Source organism: Paraburkholderia sp. 35.1 (assembly GCF_050436525.1).
Taxonomy (GTDB): Bacteria; Pseudomonadota; Gammaproteobacteria; order Burkholderiales; family Burkholderiaceae; genus Paraburkholderia; species Paraburkholderia tuberum.
Map to the genome: position 1 here is coordinate 761,177 of NZ_JBNDMJ010000003.1, position 21,136 is coordinate 782,312.

Sequence of the window (21,136 nt, forward strand, 5' to 3'; positions counted from 1 at the left end):
CGAGATTTGTTTTCGCGTCTTAGCTGCAACCGCAATCCGGCATGCGGCCACGGCGCGGGCCACGCGGCACGCGCGTCACTGCGATCAGGCCCGCCGCCCCCGCCAGCAGCGCGCCCGCGGCGAGCCACAGCGCCAGCGAAAACGACCCCGTGTGCGCGGCAATCGGCGCGGCCACCAACGGACCCGCGATCTGACCGATGCCATAGGCCGCCGTCGCATAACCCATCAGCCCGGCCGCGTCGTCGCCGCGCAGACGCCGCGCCTCGCGCATCGCGAATAGCGTGATCGCGGTGAACGGCAGGCCGATCAGGATGCTGCCGAGCGAGAATCCGCCCGTCGTCGGCCACACGATGCCCAGCGCGATGCCGAGCGCCTGCAGCACATACGAGCCCGCGAGCAGCGCGCGGTTGTCCCAATGCACGGGCAAACGCGCGGCGAGCAACGCGCCGACGATCAGCGCCGCACCGAACATCGGCCAGAACAGGTCCGGCCAAGCCGAGCCCGGCAACGCGTGGCGCGCGATGACCGGCAAAAAGGTCGCGGTGATGATGTAGCCGAAGCCCGGGATACCGTAGAGCAGGACCAGCCACAACGCGTCGGCGCGGTGGACGGCATGGCTCGTCTGAATGCCGGCCGTACGAGGCGGCTGGTTTGCGCTGGCGCGCGATCCGGTGGCGGGCTTTGCGGTTGCGGAGCTTGCAGCGGCAGGCTTCGCCGTTCCCGCACGCCGCGCTTCGCCAAACACCGGCCACACCAGCACCGACAGCACCGCGCCGATCACCGCAAAGCCGATCCATCCGACCACCGCGCCATAGCCGCCCGCGACGCTGACCAGCAAGCCGGTGCCGACGATGCCCACGCCCGGCCCCGTATAGATGACGCCGCTCCACGCCTGCGCGCCGAGTTCGGCGAGCCGCCGCAAGCCCCACTGCGACGCGAACACGAAGGTCCATGCGCTGACCGCGCCGGCAACGAAGCGCACCAGCGCCCACACCCAGAACTGGCCGGTGACGCCCATCGCGAGCGTCAGCAGCACGGTCGCGGCGAGTCCGACGCGCACCATGCGCGCGGGCTCGACCCGCAGCGCCGCGCACGTCATCGCGCCGGCGAAATAGCCGGCGTAATTGAACGACGCGAGCCAGCCGCCATGCTGGATATCGATCTGCGGCTGGCCGAGCGCGGCGCCGTGCAGCATCAGCGGCAGCAGCGGCGTGAATGCGAAGCGCCCGATACCGAGCGCGACGGCCAACGTGACCATGCAGGCGAGCGCCGCGCGCCGGGCGGCGTGCGGCTCGTGGAAGCGCGGGTACGCGTGGGAAGCGAGATCGTTCATGATCGGACGGTCAAACGGCGATGGTATGAATTCATACTAGCTTGACCTTTGAATCACGAAAAATGAATAATTATGATGTTATCCATCGCCCGGAGAGAATCATGGATCTGGCCGCTCTGACCATCTTTCGCGCGGTTGTGCGCGAAAACGGCGTGACGCGCGCCGCGGCGAAGCTCAATCGCGTGCAATCGAACGTAACCACGCGCATCAAGCAGCTCGAGGAACAGCTCGGCACCGAGCTATTCATCCGCGACGGCCGCCGCCTCGTGCTGACGCCGGCCGGCGAGACGCTGCTGCCCTACGCGGAACGGCTGCTCGCGCTCGCCGACGAGGCGCGGCACGCGGTGCGCGAGGATCGTCCGAGCGGGCGTCTGCGTCTCGGCACGATGGAAAGCGTCGCGGCGACGCGTCTACCGGGCCTGCTCGCGCAATATCACCAGCAATGGCCGGCCGTCGAACTGGAACTCGAGACCGGCACGACCGGCAGGCTGATCGAGCGGGTGCGCGAGTTCGAGGTCGATGCGGCGCTGGTCGCGACGCCGCTCGATCCGGCCACGCTCGGCGATCTGTTCGAGACCGTGCCGATCTTCCGCGAGGAACTCGTGATGCTGACGCCGCGCGGTCATCGGCCGATCCGCGAAGTGCGCGACATCGCGCTATCGACGCTGATCGCGTTCGAGCGGGGCTGCGCGTATCGCGCGTATATCGAGAAGTGGTATCTGGAGCACGGCACGCGGCCGCAACGGGTGCTGGAGCTCGGCTCGTATCACGCGATCGTCGCGTGCGTGGCGGCCGGCGCGGGCGTCGCGGTCGCACCGCGCTCGGTGCTCGATCTGCAGACCGACACGAGCAATATCGCGGTGCACGAATTGCCCGATATCGGCATGATCGACACGCTGCTGGTGTGGCGACGCGGGCATTTTTCGTCGGCGCTCAATGCGCTGCGACGCACGCTGGTGGCGTCACAGGAAGGGACGGCCGAGGTGGATGCGGTGGCGTCCGCGGATGCGAACGTGGTCTGATCGTTGAATCCGCCCCGCCGACCAGGTTCGACGCAACCCGGTCGGCTTCAGCAAAAGCGACCATCAGAATCAAAGCTGCCCTTCGACCCAGCCCTTGACACCCGCGAGCGCCGCCGGCAGGTTGGCCGGCTCGGTACCGCCGGCCTGCGCCATGTCCGGACGGCCGCCGCCCTTGCCGCCCACCTGCTGGGCCACGAAGTTGACCAGTTCGCCCGCCTTGACCTTCTTGCTGGCGTCGGCGGTCACACCCGCGATCAGGCTGACCTTGCCGCCTTCCACCGACGCGAGCACGATCGCCGCGCTCTTCAGCTTGTCCTTGAGCTTGTCGACCGTTTCGCGCAGCGTCTTCACGTCCGCGCCTTCGAGCGTCGCCGCGAGCACATGCACGCCGCCGACTTCGATCGCCTGGCCCGCGAGTTCGTCGCCCTGGCTCGACGCCATCTTCGACTTCAGCGCGCCCAGTTCCTTCTCGAGCGCCTTCACCTGGTCTTGCACCTGGCCGATGCGCTGCGTGAGTTCCGCCGGTTGTGCCTTCAGCACGGCCGCGGCCGCGTTGACGCGCGCTTCGAGCTCCTGCACGTAGCGCACCGCGTTGTCGCCGGTGATCGCTTCGACGCGACGGATACCGGCCGCGACGCCGCCTTCCATCACGATCTTGAAGAAACCGATGTCGCCCGAGCGATTCACGTGCGTACCGCCGCACAGCTCGCGCGAGAAGCCGAGGTCGAGCACGCGCACTTCGTCGCCGTACTTTTCGCCGAACAGCGCCATTGCGCCGCCCTTCACCGCCTCGTCGTACGACATCACACGCACGATGCCGGGCGCGTTCGCCAGCACTTCGGCGTTGACGATTTCCTCGACGCGGCGGATCTGCTCGTCCGTCATCGGCGCGTTGTGGGCGAAGTCGAAGCGGGTCTTGTCGGCGTCGACGAGCGAGCCCTTCTGCTGCACGTGCGAACCGAGCACTTCGCGCAACGCCTTGTGCATCAGGTGCGTGGCCGAGTGGTTGCGCGCCGTGCGGGCGCGGCGCACCGCGTCGATTTCGGCCTTGACGATGTCGCCGAGCTTCAGCGTGCCCTGCTCGAGCGTGCCGTGGTGGCCGACCACGTCGGCCTGAACCTTCAGCGTATCGACGACCGCAAAGCGCGTGCTGGCGTTCGCGAGCACCCCCTGGTCGCCGACCTGGCCGCCCGACTCCGCGTAGAACGGCGTGTGATCGAGCACGACGACCGCCTGCTGGCCGGCCTGCGCCTGCTGCACCGACGCGCCGTCCACGTACAGCGCGACGACCTTCGCGTCGTCGAAGACGATTTCTTCGTAGCCGTGGAAGGTGGTCTTCGCACCCGAGTATTCGAGGCCCTGCGCCATCTTGAACTTGCCCGCCGCGCGAGCCTGCTCGCGCTGACGCGCCATCGCGTCGTCGAACGCGGATTCGTCGACCGTCACTTCGCGCTCGCGGCAGACGTCCGCGGTCAGGTCGAGCGGGAAGCCGTAGGTGTCGTGCAGCTTGAACGCGAGTTCGCCGTCGAGCGTCTTGCCGCTGGTTTTGCCGCCTGCGGCGTCGAGATCGGCCAATGCGGCCTCGAGAATCGACATGCCGTGTTCGATCGTCTCGAAGAAGCGCTCTTCTTCCTGACGCAGCACGTCGGTCACGCGCTGCTCGGCCTGCTTCAGTTCAGGGTAAGCGTCGCCCATCTGCGCGACGAGGTCGGCGACGAGGCGATGGAAGAACGAACCCTTCTTGCCGAGCTTGTAGCCGTGGCGGATCGCGCGGCGCACGATACGGCGCAGCACGTAGCCGCGGCCTTCGTTGCCCGGAATCACGCCGTCGACGATCAGGAACGAGCACGCGCGGATGTGATCGGCGATCACCTTCAGCGAGTTGTTACCCAGATCGGTCACGCCGGTTTCGCGGCCAGCGGCTTGAATGAGCGCCTGGAACAGGTCGATCTCGTAGTTGCTGTGCACGTGCTGCAGCACCGCGGCGATGCGCTCGAGGCCCATGCCGGTGTCCACGCATTGCTTCGGCAGCGGCGTCATGTTGCCCTGCGCGTCGCGGTTGAACTGCATGAACACGAGGTTCCAGATTTCGATGTAGCGATCGCCGTCTTCCTCGGGCGATCCCGGCGGCCCGCCCCACACGTCCGGGCCGTGGTCGAAGAAGATTTCCGAGCACGGGCCGCACGGGCCGGTGTCGGCCATCTGCCAGAAGTTGTCCGATGCGTAGCGCGCGCCCTTGTTATCGCCGATGCGGACGATGCGCTCGACCGGCACGCCCACTTCCTTCGCCCAGATGTCGTGCGCTTCGTCGTCTTCCTGGTAGACGGTGACCCAGAGCTTGTCTTTGGGCAGCTGGTAGACGCCGGTCAGCAGTTCCCACGCGTAGTGGATCGCGTCGCGCTTGAAGTAGTCGCCGAACGAAAAGTTGCCGAGCATCTCGAAGAACGTGTGGTGACGCGCGGTGTAGCCGACGTTCTCGAGGTCGTTGTGCTTGCCGCCGGCGCGCACGCTGCGCTGCGCGGTCGTGGCCCGCGAATACGGACGCGATTCCGCGCCGAGGAACACATCTTTGAACTGCACCATCCCCGAATTGGTGAAGAGCAGTGTCGGGTCGTTGCCGGGCACGAGGCTCGACGAACGGACGATCGTATGGCCCTTCGATTCGAAGAACTTGAGGAATTTCTCGCGGATTTCAGCGGCTTTCATAGCGGGCGGGGGGCGGTCCTGACGGTTCCTGACGGAGACTGGCGGTCGGTGGGATGCGCCAACTGTCGGTTTCTTTAAACGACTGATTATACGGGATCGGCTAGCGCGCGCGGCACTGCGCGCCGCCTGGTTGGCGCTCGCGTGTCCGCTCGTCCGATCCGCGCCATGACGTTCGGCTGACTGCGCCCGCGAGCGCGAATCGCTTAAGATGACTTCCACGAAACTTCGCGCGAAATAACGCATGGCAGCTCGCCGCGCGGCCTGCAACCATCAGGAGACATTCAGGAACATGGGCGCTCTCAGTCACATCCGCGTGCTGGATCTCACCCGCGTGCTCGCCGGTCCGTGGTGCGCGCAGACGCTCGCCGATTTCGGCGCCGACGTCATCAAGATCGAACGCCCCGAGGTCGGCGACGACACGCGCCACTGGGGGCCTCCCTATCTGAAAACGCCGGACGGCGCGGACACGCGCGAGGCCGCCTACTATCTCGCGGCGAACCGCAACAAGCGCTCGGTCACGCTCGACATCGCGTCGCCCGAGGGTCAGCGGATCGTGCGCGAACTGGCCGCGCAAAGCGACGTCGTGCTCGAGAACTACAAGGTCGGCCAGTTGAAGAAGTACGGCCTCGACTATGACTCGCTCAAAGAGGTCAAGCCCGACCTGATCTACTGCTCGGTCACGGGCTTCGGGCAGACCGGCCCGTATGCGCAGCGCGCCGGTTACGACTTCATCGTGCAGGGGATCGGCGGCTTCATGAGCATCACCGGCGAGCGTGACGGTCAGCCGGGCGGCGGCCCGCAGAAGGCCGGCGTCGCGATCGCCGACCTGATGACCGGCATGTACTCGACGATCGCGGTGCTGACCGCGCTCACGCACCGCGACCGCACGGGCGTTGGCCAATACATCGACATGGCGCTGCTCGACGTGCAGGTCGCGATGCTCGCCAACATGAACTCGAACTACCTCGCGAGCGGCCAGCCGCCGGCGCGCTGGGGCAATGCGCATCCGAACATCGTGCCCTACCAGACCTTCCAGACCAGCGACGGCTGGATCATCGTCGCGGTCGGCAACGACGGACAGTTCCGCAAGTTCGTCGAAGTGGGCGGCCGCCCGGAACTCGCCGACGACGAGCGTTTCGCAACCAACCCCGCGCGCGTGCGCAACCGCGAACTGCTCGTGCCGATGCTCGCGGACATGGTCCGCCTGCAGGGCAAGCAGCATTGGATCGCGGCGCTCGAAGCGGCCGGCGTGCCGTGCGGGCCGATCAACAACCTCGACGAAGTGTTCGACAACGAGCAGGTGGTCGCGCGCGGTCTGCAGGTCGATCTGCCGCATCCGTCGGGCGGCACGGTCAAGCTCGTGCGCAACCCGATCACCATGACCGGCACGCCGCCGCAGGCGCTGAGCCATCCGCCGCTGCTCGGCGAGCATACCGAGCGGGTGCTGAGCGACGTGCTCGGATACGACGCGCAGACGATTGCCGAATTGAAGCGCAAAGCGGTGATCTGATCGAGCAGGCGGCGAGACTCAGCGCATCGCCGTTAGCGAAGCCAGCCAGCCGCGCCCCTCGTCCCAATCGTCGAGACCGCTGTCGGCGTTGATGTGGCCGCGCGCGCCGATCCCGATCCAGCGGCTGCCCCACGCGTTCGCGCAGGTTTGTGAAAACGGCACGCCGCCATAAGGATCGTCGCTGCTCGCCACCACGATCGTCGCAAACGGCGGTTGGTGTTCGCTCATCGTGCTTCCCCGTGTTCGGCTTATCGCCCGCTCGCGGGATAGCGCGGCGGGCCGTCTACCGTATCACGCGTGCCACGCCGCCACCACGGGGATCGCTCGCGGGCTCGGGGGTCGTGCCGTCCACGCGGATCATCTGCACGTCGCCGTTGAACGACTGCTGCTCGACCGTAAAGCCGAGCGCCTTCAATTGCGTGGCGAGCTCATCCGGCGCGGGACGGTACGGCTCGAAGTAGATCGTCTTTGGCGGCAGCAGTTGATGATGGAAACGCATCGCGGCGAGCGCGTCCGTCGGTGACATGTCGAAGTCGTACAGATTCGTCATCACCTGGAAGATCGTCGTCAGGATGCGAGAGCCGCCGGGCGTGCCGATCGCTAGCGCGATCTTGCCGTTCTTCAGCAGCAGCGTGGGCGTCATCGACGAAATCGGGCGGCGGCCCGGCGCGATCGCATCCGGCTCGGCATCGGCGGCGCCGGGTGTCGACGCCGCGCCGGTCGCGCCAGCGACGGCTGGCTTGATCACGAAATCGTCCATCGCATCGTTCAGCAGGAACCCGCCGCCGTCCACCACGACGCCCGAGCCGAAATCGCCGTTCAGCGTGTAGGTGTTCGACACCGCGTTGCCCCATTTGTCGACCACCGAGAAATGCGTGGTTTGCGCCTTCTCCGTCGCCGCGCCGCCGTCGACACCGGGTTTCACCGTCGCGGCGGCCGGCGCTTCGTCGGCTTTGACTTCGGCCGCGCGCTGCGCGAGGTAGGCGTCGTCGATCAGCTTCGCGACCGGCACCGGCGATGCGTCCGGGTCGCCGATATGGCGCTGCCGGTCCGCGAACACGCGATCCTCGATCTGCGCGATCAGATGGATGTACGGCGCTGAATTCAACGCAAGGCCGTCGAACGCCGGCTGCAGATCGGCCCGCATCTTCAGCATCTGGATCAGCCCGAGGCCGCCCGAGCTCGGCGGCGGCGCGGTGATCACGCGGTAGCCGTGCCAGTCGGCCGCGAGCGGCTCGCGCCACAGAGCCTTGTACTGGCTCAGATCCTGGCTCGTGATCAGGCCGTGGCCGTACATCTGCGCGGCGATCATTTGAGCGGTGCGGCCCTCGTAAAACTCGCGGCCGCCGTCGCTCGCGATCCGCCCCAGCGTCTGCGCGAGTTCCGGTTGGCGCAGCATCGCGCCCGCCTTCAGGTTCGCGAAGTAGGCGTCGAAATTGGTTTTGCCGGCGAAACTCTTCGCGGCCGCGTCGCGTCGCTGCTGCAGCCGTGGGTCGACCTGGAAGCCGTCGGTCGCGTAATGGATCGCGGGCGCGAGCACCTGCTTCCATTTGAGCTTGCCGAAGCGCCGCTGCGCTTCCCACATGCCATCGACAGTGCCCGGCACGGCCACCGCGCGATGCCCGACCGTGCTCATGCCCGGCGCCACGTTGCCCTTGTCGTCGAGGTACATCTCGCGGGTCGCCTGCTGCGGCGCGCGCTCGCGATAGTCGAGAAAATACGGCTTGCCGTCGACCAGCAGCGTCATGAAACCGCCGCCGCCGAGGTTGCCCGCATCGGGCCGCGTGACGGCGAGCGTGAAGGCCATCGCAACCGCGGCATCGACCGCGTTGCCGCCTGCGGCGAAGATCTGCTGCGCGGTGTCAGCGCTGTAGCTATCCGGCGCGGCGACGGCCGACGCATCGAGCGCCGGCTTCGGCGCCGGTGTTTTCGCGGCGGCGGACAGCGGCGCGGCCACGTTCACGGCAAGCGCGGCAAACCAGGCCGAAGCGAGCACACGACGGTTACGGCAAGAAAATCGGGCGCTAGCCAAAGCGCGGGCAAAAGGCGCGCGAAACGCGCCGTGCGTCGGGACAGACATCCGAGAAAACTCCGGCAACGAGGCGAGCATGGCGCACGAGCAGCGGAGCCTCGTGCAGGAAGATGAAGGACAGCGTGGACGGCTCGGGCAAGCCCGCCCCGCGCGAAGGCCCAGCACAGGCGCGCGGGCCGCGCGCAGCAGCGCATCCTAAGTCGGCGCGGCGCGCGTCGCCAACCCGTTTTACCTCCTGTTACAGCCCCGCGCGCCGGCTTCCCTGACTCCGGCAGCCGCGCCAAACCCACTGCGCCGTTGGCTGCGCGCCGCAACCACCTGCCGCGAACGGGCTCGTCAGGTAGAATTGACGGCTACACGGGCGCATTGCGCGCCCCCACGGACTCTCATCTTCTCGCATGAATACCGAACGCAACGACGCGCCCGCGACATCCAATTTCATCCGCAACATCATCGACGACGACAACCGCACCGGCAAATGGAGCCAGCGCGTCGAAACGCGCTTCCCGCCGGAGCCGAACGGCTATCTGCACATCGGTCACGCAAAGAGCATCTGCCTGAACTTCGGCGTCGCGCGCAGCTACGGCGGCGTGTGCCATCTGCGCTTCGACGACACCAATCCGGAGAAGGAAAGCGTCGAGTACGTCGAGTCGATCATCGACTCGGTGCGCTGGCTCGGCTTCGAATGGGAAAAGGACCGCACCGAGCATCTGTACTTCGCGAGCGACTACTACGACAAGCTGTACGAGTTCGCGGAGCTGCTGATCCAGCGCGGCAAGGCATACGTGGATAGCCAGTCGGCCGAGGAAATCCGCGCGAACCGCGGCTCGGCCACCGAAGTCGGCACGCCGTCGCGCTTCCGCGAGCGTTCGGTCGCGGAAAACCTCGACCTGTTCCGCCGCATGAAGGCGGGCGAGTTCAAGGAAGGCGAGCACGTGCTGCGCGCGAAGATCGACATGTCGTCGCCGAACTTCAACATGCGCGACCCGGTCATCTACCGCATCCGTTTCGCGCATCACTACCGTACCGGCGACACCTGGTGCGTGTACCCGATGTACGACTACACGCACTGCATCTCGGACGCGCTCGAAAACATCACGCATTCGCTGTGCACGCTCGAATTCGAAGACCATCGGCCGCTGTACGACTGGATCCTGAACGAACTCGCCGAGGCCGGTGTCTTCGGGCGTCCGCTGCCGCAGCAAATCGAGTTTTCGCGCCTGAACCTGACCTATGCGATCACCAGCAAGCGCAAGCTGCTGCAACTCGTCAACGAAGGCCATGTGGAAGGCTGGGACGACCCACGCATGCCGACCATCGTCGGCGTGCGCCGGCGTGGCTTCACGCCCGAGTCGATCCAGCTGTTCTGCGAGCGCATCGGCGTGACCAAGGTCGACTCGTGGATCGACATGAGCGTGTTCGAAGGCGCGCTGCGCGACGATCTCGACGAGAAGGCGCCGCGCATCGCCGCCGTGCTCGATCCGGTCAAGCTGATCATCGACAACTTCCCCGAACGCCTTACCGAGCCGTGCCACGCACCGGTGCATCCGCATCATCCGGAACAGGGCATGCGCGAGTTTCCGATTTCGCGCGAGCTGTGGATCGAGCGCGAGGACTTCACGCAGACGCCGCCGAAGGGCTACTTCCGCCTGTTCCCGGGCAACAAGGTGCGGCTGCGCTACGGCTACGTGATCGAATGCACGCACGCGGACAAGGACGAGAACGGCAATATCGTCGCGGTGCACTGCAACTACTTCCCGGACAGCAAATCGGGCACCGAAGGCGCGAACAATTACAAGGTCAAGGGCAACATCCACTGGGTCAGCGCGGCGGCCGCGTGCCCGGCCGAAGTGCGCATCTACGACCGGCTGTTCAAGGAACCGCAACCGGACGCCGGCGGCCGCGACTTCCTCGAAGCGCTGAATCCGGACTCGAAACGCGTGGTCCAGGCCTACCTCGAAACCGGCGCGCGCCATGCGCTGCCGGAGCAGCGCTACCAGTTCGAGCGCCACGGCTACTTCGTCGCCGACCGCGTCGATTCGAAGCCGGGTAAGCCCGTATTCAACCGCATCGTCAGTCTGCGCGACAGTTGGGGCAAGCCGGCCTGAGCCCGCGCCAGCGAGGGCCCGGCGTTGCGGGCCCATCCGGGTTGCCGGATGTTTCGATCGACACTCACTGCGCGCTCGCCTGAGCGCGCCGGTCCGGGAGGTCCGATGAAGGTTGCAGACCGCCACGGGGAAGGGTCTGAAGGTAGGGTTCGCGTCGCACGGAGCGCGTGCGGCTCACGCTTCCCGCGTCTGCTGCGCGGCATGCACAGCGTGCTGCTTACGCTGGCCGCCTGCGGCGCGCTCGCGTTCGCCGGCCCCGCCCGCGCGGATGAACTGAGCGGCACGCTGAGAAAGATCCACGACGACGGCGTCGTCGTGCTCGGCGTGCGAGAGGCGTCGATCCCGTTCTCGTACTTCGACGGCAAGCGCACGGTCGGCTACTCGCAGGCGATCGCGATGCAGATCGTCGATGAAATCAGGAAAACGCTCGGCATGGCGCAGCTGCGCGTTCACGAAGTCACGGTCACGTCGTCGAACCGCATGCCGATGCTGCTGAACAACCAGATCGATCTCGAATGCGGCTCGACCACGCACACGGCCGAGCGCGAAAACGTCGCTGCGTTTTCAGACAGCTTTTTCCAGTACGCGGTGCGCATGATCACGCGCAGGAACAGCGGCATCACCGATTTCCCCGATCTGGCCGGCAAGCCGGTCGTGACGACCGCCGGCACGTCCGACGAGCGCCTGCTGCGCAGCCTCAACACCGACAAGCAGCTGAACATGCGCATCATGAGCGTGCGCGACCATCAGGACGCTTTCAACAAGATGAAGGACGGTCACGCGGTGGCGTTCGTGATGGACGAGCCGATCGTCTACGGTTTCAAGGCGACCGACCCGCATCCCGACGATTTCATCGTGACGGGCACGCCGCTTGGCTACGAGGTTTATGCGTGCATGTTCCGCAAGGGCGACGAGCCGTTCCGCGCGCTCGTGAATCGCGTGATCGTGCGCTCGCAGACGTCCGGCGACGCCGAGCGTCTGTATCGGCAGTGGTTCACGCAGCCGATCCCGCCGCACGGCATCAACGTCAATTTCCCGCTGTCGGAGCAGAACCGCGCGTTGTTCGCGCATCCGAACGACCGCGCGCTCGATTGAAGGCGGCGTGCGCCGGCTATAGCGACCGGTGCAACTCCGTGAGCGACAGCGTCGTCTCGAAGAGCCGCGTCAGACTACGGCTCGCATAGCGCGGCACCTCTTCGATCGACGCCCAGCGGTAGTCGTCCATTTCGGGGATCAGCGTGCCGTCCGAGCGGCGCGGAAACAGCGACGTGCAGGTGCACGTGCTCAGATCGAGCTCGCCGGCACCCGCGCGCGCCGCGAACAGATGCAGGTCCTTGTCGCGCCGGTAGACGAACAGGCCGAGATCCTTCAGCCGATCGGCCTCGAGCGCGATGCCGGTTTCCTCGACCAGCTCGCGCAGCGCCGTCACGTGCGGCGCCTCGCCGTCCTCGCCCTGGCCTTTCGGGATGTCCCAGTGCGTCGTTTCGGTGGCGTGCGCGAGCAGCACGCGTCCGTCGGGATCGAGCAGCACGATCCCGCACGAGACGATTCGCGGGCTCATCGCGCAGCCTCACTGCATGCACCTCTCGCGCCGCGCTCACGCATGCTCAACGCTTCTGCAGCTGCCAGGCGCCACCTTCCTTGCAGAAGTTCGGACGCAGATTCATCGATTGCCCTTTCGCATTGAGTACGACCCCGAGGGTGCGGCAGGTGCGTCCGCCGTCGGTCGAGGTGCTGTCCATCGAGATGGTCGCGTCGATCTTCACGCTATTGCCGGTGCCGTCGTTGACCCACGTGAAGCTCTCGCCGTCCTTCCTGTCATTGAGCGCGCTCATGACCGCATGCTTGATCGAGGCGTTGTCACGCTGTCTCATATAGGTGATCGGCGTGTCGCTCAGAAAGCCGAGGTTCGCCGCTTGCGCGCCGATCGCCGCGCCGAGCAGGAGGCTCGCGGCACTCAGGTGGAACAGCACACGGGTTCGCGTCGACATGTAGAACTCTCCTCGAAGTGTGCACGGCGCGCACAGGCGCACGGCGGCTTTTGATCCTGACCTCAAAAGCATAGCATGCACACTTCGGCAGGCAGCGCGCCATCGACGCGGCCATCAACGCGCGGCGGCCGTCCCCTGCAGACGGAACGTGTTGACGACGTCGCGCAGCATCTGCGCCTGCTCCTGCATCGACTGCGCGGCGGCCGCCGCCTGTTCGACCATCGCCGCGTTCTGCTGCGTGGTCTCGTCCATCTGCGCGATCGCGAGATTGACCTGCTCGATGCCGCGGCTCTGCTCGTCGGACGCGGCGGAAATCTCGCTGATGATGTCGGTCACGCGCTTCACCGCATCGACGAGCGACTCCATCGTGCCGCCCGCCTTCTCGACGAGCGTCTTGCCGCTGCCGACGCGCGCGACCGAATCCTCGATCAACGTCTTGATCTCCTTGGCCGCGTCGGCGCTGCGGCGCGCGAGGTTGCGCACCTCGCCCGCGACGACCGCGAAGCCGCGGCCCTCCTCGCCGGCGCGCGCGGCTTCGACGGCCGCGTTCAGCGCGAGGATGTTGGTTTGAAACGCGATGCTTTCGATCACGCCGATGATATCGACCACCCGCGCCGAGCTCGCCGCGATGCTCTGCATGTTCGCGACGACGTGCTGCACGGCCTCGCCGCCCTCGCCCGCGAGCTGCGACGCCGAGCGCGCCATGCGGTTGGCCTGCAGCGCGTTGTCGGCGTTCTGCTTGACGGTCGCCGTCAGCTGCTCCATGCTCGCGGCCGTTTCGCCGAGCGACGACGCCTGCTGTTCCGTTCGCGCCGACAGATCGAGATTGCCCGCGGCGATCTCTTCGGCCGCGACCGTGATCGTTTCGGTGCCGCCGCGAATGCGCCGGATCGCGTCGGCGAGGCGGCTTTGCATGCGCTGCATCGCGTACAGCATGCTTTCCTGATCGTCGCCGGCCAGTGTGACCGGGCACGACAGATCGCCGTCGGCGATCGTCTCCGCGACGCTCGCCGCATAGGCGGGCTCACCGCCGAGACTGCGCTTCACGTTGCGGATGATCAGCACGAGCGCGAGGGTGCTGAAGCTGCCGATCACGAGGATCGTCAGCAGATAGCGCAGCAGGTCGGCGCGGAACGCCGCGTCGATGTCGTTGACGTAGACACCCGAAATCAGATACCAGTCCCACGCGGCAAAGCGCTTGACGAAGCTGATCTTCGGCACGCGCTCGTTGTTGCCGGCGAGGCGGCCCATGTAATCGACGAAGCCCTGCCCGTGCGCCTGCGCGACCTTGACCATTTCGACGAACAGCAGCTTGCCGTCGCTGTCCGCGTAGTGCGACACGTCCTTGTTGCGCAGATCGGCGAGCATCGGATGCATGATCACGACCGGCGTGGCAGTCGACACGATCATGTAGCCGCTGCCGGGGTAGCGCATCGCGGAGAGCCGCGCCAGCGCCTGCTGCCGCGCCTGTTCGGGCGTCAGTTCGTGCTGGTCGGCGCGCTGCGCGTAGTCGGCGACGATGCCGTAGGCGCTTTCCACGACGTTCTGCACCGCCGACTTGCGCTCGGCCAGCATCGTCGCGCGCGACTGCCATGCGGCCCAGCCGCCGAGGCCGAGCAGGCCGAGCCACGTAATCAGCAGCGCGAGCCAGAGTTTGGTGTTGAGGCTAAGTCGGTTCACGCTGATTCCTCCATCGCGGCGCGTCACACGGTTCTGTTGGATTAACGGCGCCGCGCGCGATTTCCTGAGTCGGGAAACACCCGAAGCGAGCCGTACGAACACGCGACAGCCTGGCAGCCACCGGGCGCGCAACATGGCACAAAAACAAAAAAGGGTTACAGGCGCGAAACCTGTAACCCTTCGATGATTCTGGTACGGCAGGAGGGGCTCGAACCCCCGACCCTCGGCTTAGAAGGCCGATGCTCTATCCAGCTGAGCTACTGCCGTATGGATCGATATCTGCATGAAACCGGCACTCGCGGCGAGCCGCCCGATTTCCCACAAACTAAAATTCTAACTGACCTGCAACCAACCGGGCCCGGATTATAACCGATCGCCCGGCGCGCTCAGACCGGCTGCGGATGCAGCATGAACCAGCCGAGGAACAGGATCCCCGCGACCGCGCAGTACGCGCCGAACGACGCGAGACGTCCGCGGCCTTCGAAATAGCGCATCAGGAAACGTACGCTCAGGTACGCTGCGATCGCGGTCAGCACGCCGCCGAGCACCGCGTCGGCAAGCTGGCTCGGCGCGTGAAGCAGCTTCGGCAGTTCGAGTACGCCAGCCGCGAAAATGATCGGCGTGCCGAGCAAGAACGAAAACTCGGCGGCTTTCTCGGTGGTGAGGCCGGCCGCATTGCCGGCGATCATCGTCAGGCCACTGCGCGAGAAGCCCGGAATCAGCGCGCCGATCTGCGCGAGGCCGACGAAGAACGCCTGGCGCAACGTCAGCTTTTCCGGCGGTTGATGCGCGCGCGCGCGTTGCAGACGATCGCCGAACCACAGCAGCACGCCATTCACGATCAACGCAATCGCGACGATCCGCAGATCATGAAAAAGCGCCTCGAGGCGCTTTTCCAGCACGAGACCGACGAGGCCCGCCGGAATCGTACCGATGATCAGCGCCCACATCATGTGACCGTCGTCGTTGCGGCGGCCGCCGAGCGACGCTAAGAAACCGCGCACCAGCGCGTACCAGCGCGCGCGGAAGTACCACAGCAGCGCGAACGCGGTGCCGAGATGCAGGGCGACGAGGAACGGCAGCAGTTGCGGCGCATGCTTGTCGATATGCATGTCGAACAGGGCTGGCACGAGCAGCGTGTGGCCAAGGCTGCTCACCGGAAACAGTTCGGTAACGCCTTGCAGCACGCTCAGAAAAATGAGAAACGACAGGTTCACGCGGCGGTCCTTGTAAGCAAAGTGTCGAGAACTGCGCGCCGCACAAAAGGGGGAGCCGGCGCGTCAAAGGCGCACCGATTATGCCTGGCTACACACCCAGCGCCAAGCGGTTAGGCCACATTCGGAGAGATATTGACGCGCCGCGTCACAACTCGACACCGTTGTTACGCGAGAGCAAGAAAGCGGGCGGCGGATTCGTCGCGGGCGTGCTGCGAAAGCAGGGAATGAAACCAGCGGATCAGCGCTTGAGAGAGTGGAAGAAGTAGTACGTGCTGGCGGTGAATATACCGAATAAGGCCACCGCCATTGCCGTTGCGAGATCCATGATGCCTCCTGAGCCGATTCGCCCGGGAGTCGGATGGACCGGACGCTCCGACGGATTATCAATAGGATTCTCCCTTTTCCGACACCCGCAATTTCCCGGGAAGGGTTTCCCCGTAGCGCAAAGCAGCGCAAAATCGCGGTTTCGCCGCGCGAGACGCTGTCGCCGCGAATGGCGCAAAACGCCGCTTCCATGCAGATGCAACGGCCGACCCACGCGGCCGCTTTGCGCGACCCTCAACCTCTATCTGGCTAGCTATTGACCATGCCCCTCTCCCCGGAACAGGACATTCTCGAGATCGCCCAGGACGCCTCGGTGCTCCGTTTTTCGCCGCAAGCCGGCGGCCGTCTGCTGTCGTGGACGATCGACGGCGAAGAGGTGATTCACTGGCCCGAGCACGCCGACTGGAGCGTGCCCGCGCGGATTCGCGGCGGCAATCCGCTGCTGTTTCCATTTCTCGGCCGTCATCGCGTCGACGGCAAGATCGGCTATTGGCGTGACGCCCGGGGCACCGTGCGCGAGTTGCCGATGCACGGCTTCGCGCGCGACCTGCCGTTCGAGCCTCACGCCGACGTGCATGGCGCCGGCCTGCGGATGGTTCTGACCGACAGTGAAGCGACCCGCGGCTCCTATCCGTTCGGCTTCCGCTTCGAGGCCGCCTACGAGCTCATCGATCCGCGCACGCTCGACGTGACGCTGACCACCACCAATACCGGCGACGCGCGCCTGCCCTACTACGCCGGCCATCACTTCTACTTCACGCTGCCGCACACGCAGCGCGCGCAAACGACGCTCGAACTGCCGCGCACCGAGCGGTGCCGTCAGCTCGAGGACGGCTCGATCAGCCCCGCCGAGCCGGGCGAAGCGAGCTACACGCTCGACGAAGACCGCATCTACGACCGCTTCCATTGCCTGACCGGCACGCCCGATCGACCGGTGAGGGTCGAGGCGCCGGGCATCGATCGCGTGATCACGATCGATCTGCAGCGGCCCGGCTCGGTGCCCTGGTACGCGGTGACGACGTGGACTGAAACGCCGCAGTCGGACTTTTACTGCGTGGAGCCGTGGCTCGGGTTGCCCGATGCGATCCACAACGGCCGAGGTTTGCGCTGGCTCGAGCCGGGACAAACCGAAACGGCGGCACTGCGCATTGCCGTCGAGAAGACCGGCTGATACGCCGGCGCCGGCGGCGAGCCGCTCGAAGCGGGCGCCCGCCACTTCGCTCCCCTCGCCGGGGGGCGCAACACAAAACCGTTAGAATCGAACGCTTTGTCAGTCTGTGCCGCGTGATCGGGATCAGCGCGCGGCAGTGCTTTGCGAGGTCCAATGCTGGAAACGACAAGAATCAAACGACTCGGCTGCGCGGCATTGCTCGCGCTGCTCGCCGCGTGCGGGTCGGCGCCGGTGGGGCCGGGCTACTACCGGGTCGAACGGGGCGACACGCTGTCGAAAATCGCGCGCGGCAACCGGCAATCGGTGCAGAACATCGCACGCTGGAACAACCTGACCAATCCCGACAGCATCGAGGTCGGCCAGGTGCTGCGCGTCGCGCCGCCAGGCGGCGCGGCGTCGACGAGCGGCGCGATCCGCAGCGGCGGTGGCGGTAGCAGCAGTGGCAGCGCGAGCGCGGCGGTCGCGCCGCGTCCTGCGCCCGCGGACACTGCGCCGGCGACCACGCCGATCTCGCTGGTATGGCCGGCCGACGGCACGGTGTTCCGCCGTTTCGACGGCGGCAACTCGAAGGGTATCGATATTGCCGCGGCGGCCGGCACGCCCATCGTCGCGGCGGCGCCTGGCACCGTCGTCTATGCGGGCAACGGTCTGCGCGGCTACGGCAATCTGCTGATCCTCAAGCACAACGCCGACTATCTGACCGCTTACGCGCATAACCGCGCGCTGTTGGTGAAGGAAGGCGAATCGGTCAAGCGCGGCCAGAAAATCGCCGAAATGGGCGACACCGATACCGATCGCGTAATGCTGCATTTCGAACTGCGCTACCAGGGCCGTTCGATCGATCCGTCGAAACAACTGCCACCGCGCTAGGCGGCGGGCGCGGGAACCCGCCGTGCTATAAACGCTCAATTCGAAGCGGCGTGGCTGCGCGCCACGCCCTTCCGTTATTTGCAAGGAATCTGAAATGAAAAGCCCATTGGCGCGCGTCGCGGCGGCTGCGACGATCAGTCTTGGCCTCCTGACGCTCGGCGGCCTCGGCGGCTGCTCGACCACGACCACGATGACCTATCTGCCGAGCGGCGACACCGGCTTCGCGATCAACTGCAGCGGCAGCGATGCCAGCACGAGCTGGGCCGAGTGCTACAAGCGCGCGGGCGAAACCTGCGGCAACTACGGCTACGACGTGGTTTCGAAAGACGTCGACAACGGCGCGACGTCGGGCGGCACGATCGGTGGGATTTTCGGCGCGAATGTGAAAAACCGTTCGATGGTCATCCGCTGCAAGCAGTAAAAGGCAGCGCGCCGTGCGGCCCGCGCGGCCGCCGAGCGGCAGAGCGTCACCGCTTAGCGGCGTCGCCAGCGCCCGGAGCGCGGATCGATGCGCGCGGCGAAGCGCACCAGCAACGCGAGCGCGATTAGCCACACGCCGACAAAAATGATCACCCCGGTCATGAGTCTCGCGCCGAAACAAATAATCCGCCATCATCGGCCGCACATGTGAATTCGCGGTGAAGATCGCTGCGGCAGGTTAAACATCCGCGTAAATCCATTAAAAAAAAGCCCGGCACGAGGCCGGGCTAACGGGGGTTCGGCGCATATCGGCAAAGGACCGGTTCACCATGCGCCAGAACGAAATCTAACAATCCGCATTTCCAAGCGCAATGGATTAATTTTGCGGCCAATGTTACACGGCGTACGGATTCCGCAATCCGTGAATCGGAAATGTCGGAATCAGACCGGCTTAATGCGCCGCAGCTGGGATACTCCACACGCCAAATCATTCAAACCAGGAATGTCGGAGTATCGCACCGGCTAATGCTCCTGGGCTATCGGCGGAAAGTCCCGCCGAACCAGCAGAGGAAAGACGTCTGGCCGAATAACACTAACTCATTCGGCAATAACGCCGCTTTGGCTTGCGAATATTAACTTGGTGCGCAAACGCACGTAACGCATCGATTAGTCGCGGCAACTCTTCCGAATAAGCGCCGATACGTTTTCACAACAAATTCGCGAATAGTGAAATCTTTCACATTGACAATTCCGCCGACAATACTGAAACCGCATTCAAACTCGTTTCAGTTTTGAATATTCGGACGATTAATAGCCGGTGCTGATGGGCGGCACGCCTCGTGTGCCGCCGTCGTTGAATCCGCCGGCATCCAGGTTCAGAATCCGATTCAGTCCGCGCTGCATAAAAGGCCGCCCGGCGCGTTGCGCAAGGCCGCCACGCGGCCCGCCGGTCCTTGCCAATAGTTTATAGTGACGGCCCCGTCCGACCCTGTCCACGATGACTTCCAACGACGCCTCCCCAAGCCCCCTTTATGCGAAGCTGCTCGGCGAAACCGCCAAGATCGGCTGGAGCGAACTCGAACGTTTTTTTGCGCGCGGCATACTGCTGCACGTCGCGCGCGACCTCGATCTCGTGAGCGTCGCCGAGGCAATCGCCAACGACGACACCACCCGGGTCGCCCAATGGTTGTCCTCCGGCCTCGTCGTGCGCGTTCAGTCGGAGACGGCCGCCGATTTCGCCGCGCGCGACCCCGAGCTGTGGGCCGTCGTCGTCTCTCCTTGGGTGTGCGTGCAGGAGCGCTCTTGAACGACGCGAGGACGCCCGATGCCGGTATGTCCGATGCCGGTATGCCCCCCGCCGCGCGATCCGAAACCGCCTCACACCCAGCCAGCGCGCCCGCGCTGCCGGTGCGCTGGCATCGCCGGGTGCTCGCGCTCGCGTTGCCGATCGTCCTCGCGAATCTGACGCAACCGATCCTCGGCGCGGTCGACACCGCCGTCGCTGGTCATCTGGACAGCGCCTCTTACCTCGGCGGCGTCGCGCTCGGCGGGCTCTTCTTCAACTTCGTGTTCTGGGGCTTCGGCTTTCTGCGCATGGGCACGACCGGCCTCGTCGCGCAGGCGCACGGCGCGGGCCGCAGCGACGAGTTGCGCAACACCGTCGTGCGCGCACTGCTGATGGCGGCCGCGATCGGCGCACTGGTGCTGCTCGTGCAGCAACCGCTGATCGACTATGCGCTGCGGGCGATCGGCGGCAGCGACGCCGTGCAGCGGCACGCGCAGGTTTATTGCCACGCGCGCATCTGGGCCGCGCCGCTCGCGCTCGGCAACTACGTGATACTCGGCTGGCTGCTCGGCACGCAGCAGGTGCGGCTCGCATTGCTGTCGCAGGTCTTCATCAACAGCGTGAACATCGCCGCGGTGCTGCTGTACGTGTACGCGTTTCATTGGGGCGTGGCCGGCATCGGCGCGGCTACCGCGACCGCCGACGCGCTCGGCTTCGTGCTCGGGCTCGCCCTGCTATGGCATGGCAGGCCGCGCGGCCTGCCCGCGCTGAATCGCGCCGCCTTGTTCGACGCCGCCGCGCTGAAGCGGCTCGTCGTGCTCAATCGCGACATCTTCGTGCGCACGCTGTGCCTGCTGTCGTCGTTCGGCTGGTTCGCGCATCTCGGCGCGCGGCAAGGCGACGCGACGCTCGCCGCGAATGCGTTGCTACTCAATTTCCAGACCTTCATGGCGTACGGGCTCGACGGTTTCGCGCACGCGGCCGAGGCGCTGGTCGGCGCGGCGATCGGTGCGCGCGATCGTCACGCGTTCGCGCAGGCGGTCAAGGTCACCGCGCTGTGGTCGGCGCTCGGCGCGATCGGCTTCTCGTGCGTGTACTGGGGCGCGGGCGCGTGGATCATCGAGCGGCTGACCGATCAGGCCGCCGTGCGTGCCGCGGCCGAAACCTATCTGCCGTGGGCGGCGCTGTCGCCGGTCATTTCGGTGTGGGGCTTCCTGCTCGACGGCGTGTTCATCGGCGCGACGCGAACGCGCGAGCTGATGATGTCGATGGCGGTGTCGCTTGCGGTGTTCGTGGCGGCGTCGTCGGCATTGCTCGCGTGGCACGGCAATCACGGGCTGTGGATCGCGCTGCTGATCTTCATGGCCACGCGTGGCGCAACGCTCGCGCGTTACCTGCCGGGCGTGTCGCATGGGATTGCGGCTGCCTAGCGCGGTGCGCTGCGCACCCGCTCGTTTTCACTTCAAC

Annotated in this window: 17 protein-coding genes and 1 tRNA gene; 9 read left to right on the forward strand and 9 right to left on the reverse strand. The window is 66.0% G+C overall.

Translation table 11 applies throughout. The features are described from left to right. Positions 1 to 19: 19 nt before the first annotated feature. Entirely contained in the window at positions 20 to 1,333 is a 1,314-nt protein-coding gene (locus OKW27_RS23490) for a YbfB/YjiJ family MFS transporter (RefSeq protein ID WP_429335041.1), read from the reverse strand. Between the two features lie 101 nt (positions 1,334 to 1,434). On the opposite strand from OKW27_RS23490, the gene OKW27_RS23495 reads away from it, so the two are divergent. Next, positions 1,435 to 2,355, forward strand: a complete 921-nt coding sequence (locus tag OKW27_RS23495) for a LysR family transcriptional regulator (protein WP_187610861.1) — start codon at positions 1,435 to 1,437, stop codon at positions 2,353 to 2,355. A 69-nt stretch (positions 2,356 to 2,424) separates the two neighbouring features. Here the strand turns inward: OKW27_RS23495 and alaS are convergent, their stop codons facing one another. Next, positions 2,425 to 5,061: an alanine--tRNA ligase gene (alaS, locus tag OKW27_RS23500; RefSeq protein WP_429335042.1), complete on the reverse strand. Its 2,637-nt coding sequence runs from the start codon at positions 5,059 to 5,061 to the stop codon at positions 2,425 to 2,427. Between the two features lie 289 nt (positions 5,062 to 5,350). Here alaS and OKW27_RS23505 point away from each other — a divergent pair, with 289 nt between their 5' ends. Next, the gene (locus tag OKW27_RS23505; protein ID WP_429335043.1) at positions 5,351 to 6,571 is read left to right on the forward strand and encodes a CaiB/BaiF CoA transferase family protein; all 1,221 of its coding nucleotides are present in this window, start codon (positions 5,351 to 5,353) and stop codon (positions 6,569 to 6,571) included. Between the two features lie 18 nt (positions 6,572 to 6,589). Here OKW27_RS23505 and OKW27_RS23510 read toward each other — a convergent pair whose 3' ends face one another. Further along, entirely contained in the window at positions 6,590 to 6,799 is a 210-nt protein-coding gene (locus tag OKW27_RS23510) for an RBBP9/YdeN family alpha/beta hydrolase (RefSeq protein ID WP_429335044.1), read from the reverse strand. Between the two features lie 55 nt (positions 6,800 to 6,854). Next, the gene (gene ggt / locus OKW27_RS23515) at positions 6,855 to 8,651 is read right to left on the reverse strand and encodes a gamma-glutamyltransferase (RefSeq protein ID WP_429335045.1); all 1,797 of its coding nucleotides are present in this window, start codon (positions 8,649 to 8,651) and stop codon (positions 6,855 to 6,857) included. Between the two features lie 350 nt (positions 8,652 to 9,001). Here ggt and OKW27_RS23520 point away from each other — a divergent pair, with 350 nt between their 5' ends. Both OKW27_RS23520 and OKW27_RS23525 read left to right on the forward strand, forming a co-directional pair. Beyond that, positions 9,002 to 10,711, forward strand: a complete 1,710-nt coding sequence (locus OKW27_RS23520) for a glutamine--tRNA ligase/YqeY domain fusion protein (RefSeq protein ID WP_429335046.1) — start codon at positions 9,002 to 9,004, stop codon at positions 10,709 to 10,711. A 105-nt stretch (positions 10,712 to 10,816) separates the two neighbouring features. Further along, a complete protein-coding gene (locus tag OKW27_RS23525; protein WP_429335047.1) occupies positions 10,817 to 11,806 on the forward strand; it encodes a transporter substrate-binding domain-containing protein in 990 nt (329 codons plus the stop codon). A 16-nt stretch (positions 11,807 to 11,822) separates the two neighbouring features. On the opposite strand, the gene OKW27_RS23530 is transcribed toward OKW27_RS23525, so the two are convergent. The 5 genes from OKW27_RS23530 to OKW27_RS23550 all read right to left on the reverse strand — a co-directional run bounded on the left by OKW27_RS23530 (position 11,823) and on the right by OKW27_RS23550 (position 15,599). After that, complete coding sequence (locus OKW27_RS23530; protein ID WP_090801079.1) at positions 11,823 to 12,272, reverse strand: NUDIX hydrolase; 450 nt, start codon at positions 12,270 to 12,272, stop codon at positions 11,823 to 11,825. Positions 12,273 to 12,318: 46 nt separating this feature from the next. Continuing rightward, positions 12,319 to 12,702: an RT0821/Lpp0805 family surface protein gene (locus tag OKW27_RS23535; protein WP_090801080.1), complete on the reverse strand. Its 384-nt coding sequence runs from the start codon at positions 12,700 to 12,702 to the stop codon at positions 12,319 to 12,321. A 114-nt stretch (positions 12,703 to 12,816) separates the two neighbouring features. After that, entirely contained in the window at positions 12,817 to 14,382 is a 1,566-nt protein-coding gene (locus OKW27_RS23540; RefSeq protein WP_429335048.1) for a methyl-accepting chemotaxis protein, read from the reverse strand. Positions 14,383 to 14,572: 190 nt separating this feature from the next. Further along, a tRNA-Arg gene (locus OKW27_RS23545) sits at positions 14,573 to 14,649 on the reverse strand. 119 nt (positions 14,650 to 14,768) lie between these two features. Next, positions 14,769 to 15,599, reverse strand: a complete 831-nt coding sequence (locus tag OKW27_RS23550; RefSeq protein ID WP_090801083.1) for an undecaprenyl-diphosphate phosphatase — start codon at positions 15,597 to 15,599, stop codon at positions 14,769 to 14,771. Positions 15,600 to 16,185: 586 nt separating this feature from the next. Between OKW27_RS23550 and OKW27_RS23555 the strand changes: the two genes are divergently transcribed. The 5 genes from OKW27_RS23555 (at position 16,186) to OKW27_RS23575 (ending at position 21,099) form a co-directional block, all read left to right on the forward strand. Next, positions 16,186 to 17,094 (forward strand): aldose epimerase, encoded by a 909-nt coding sequence (locus OKW27_RS23555; protein WP_429335049.1) that lies wholly within the window; start codon positions 16,186 to 16,188, stop codon positions 17,092 to 17,094. A gap of 153 nt (positions 17,095 to 17,247) precedes the next feature. Continuing rightward, positions 17,248 to 17,964: a peptidoglycan DD-metalloendopeptidase family protein gene (locus tag OKW27_RS23560; RefSeq protein ID WP_429335050.1), complete on the forward strand. Its 717-nt coding sequence runs from the start codon at positions 17,248 to 17,250 to the stop codon at positions 17,962 to 17,964. A 94-nt stretch (positions 17,965 to 18,058) separates the two neighbouring features. Further along, complete coding sequence (locus OKW27_RS23565) at positions 18,059 to 18,385, forward strand: hypothetical protein (RefSeq protein ID WP_090801089.1); 327 nt, start codon at positions 18,059 to 18,061, stop codon at positions 18,383 to 18,385. 996 nt (positions 18,386 to 19,381) lie between these two features. Next, on the forward strand, positions 19,382 to 19,690 hold the full coding sequence (locus OKW27_RS23570; RefSeq protein ID WP_429335051.1) for a DUF2288 domain-containing protein: 309 nt from the start codon (positions 19,382 to 19,384) through the stop codon (positions 19,688 to 19,690). Between the two features lie 26 nt (positions 19,691 to 19,716). Continuing rightward, complete coding sequence (locus OKW27_RS23575; RefSeq protein WP_429336586.1) at positions 19,717 to 21,099, forward strand: MATE family efflux transporter; 1,383 nt, start codon at positions 19,717 to 19,719, stop codon at positions 21,097 to 21,099. Positions 21,100 to 21,136 lie beyond the last annotated feature (37 nt).

Coding starts and splice junctions, on each gene's coding strand:
- alaS (WP_429335042.1), bottom strand. CDS start 5,061: ATGAAAGCCGCTGAAATCCGCGAGAAATTCCTCAAGTTCTTCGAATCG.
- OKW27_RS23495 (WP_187610861.1), top strand. CDS start 1,435: ATGGATCTGGCCGCTCTGACCATCTTTCGCGCGGTTGTGCGCGAAAAC.
- OKW27_RS23490 (WP_429335041.1), bottom strand. CDS start 1,333: ATGAACGATCTCGCTTCCCACGCGTACCCGCGCTTCCACGAGCCGCAC.
- OKW27_RS23510 (WP_429335044.1), bottom strand. CDS start 6,799: ATGAGCGAACACCAACCGCCGTTTGCGACGATCGTGGTGGCGAGCAGC.
- OKW27_RS23575 (WP_429336586.1), top strand. CDS start 19,717: ATGTCCGATGCCGGTATGCCCCCCGCCGCGCGATCCGAAACCGCCTCA.
- OKW27_RS23530 (WP_090801079.1), bottom strand. CDS start 12,272: ATGAGCCCGCGAATCGTCTCGTGCGGGATCGTGCTGCTCGATCCCGAC.
- OKW27_RS23555 (WP_429335049.1), top strand. CDS start 16,186: ATGCCCCTCTCCCCGGAACAGGACATTCTCGAGATCGCCCAGGACGCC.
- OKW27_RS23560 (WP_429335050.1), top strand. CDS start 17,248: ATGCTGGAAACGACAAGAATCAAACGACTCGGCTGCGCGGCATTGCTC.
- OKW27_RS23565 (WP_090801089.1), top strand. CDS start 18,059: ATGAAAAGCCCATTGGCGCGCGTCGCGGCGGCTGCGACGATCAGTCTT.
- OKW27_RS23505 (WP_429335043.1), top strand. CDS start 5,351: ATGGGCGCTCTCAGTCACATCCGCGTGCTGGATCTCACCCGCGTGCTC.
- OKW27_RS23525 (WP_429335047.1), top strand. CDS start 10,817: ATGAAGGTTGCAGACCGCCACGGGGAAGGGTCTGAAGGTAGGGTTCGC.
- OKW27_RS23535 (WP_090801080.1), bottom strand. CDS start 12,702: ATGTCGACGCGAACCCGTGTGCTGTTCCACCTGAGTGCCGCGAGCCTC.
- ggt (WP_429335045.1), bottom strand. CDS start 8,651: ATGTCTGTCCCGACGCACGGCGCGTTTCGCGCGCCTTTTGCCCGCGCT.
- OKW27_RS23520 (WP_429335046.1), top strand. CDS start 9,002: ATGAATACCGAACGCAACGACGCGCCCGCGACATCCAATTTCATCCGC.
- OKW27_RS23570 (WP_429335051.1), top strand. CDS start 19,382: ATGACTTCCAACGACGCCTCCCCAAGCCCCCTTTATGCGAAGCTGCTC.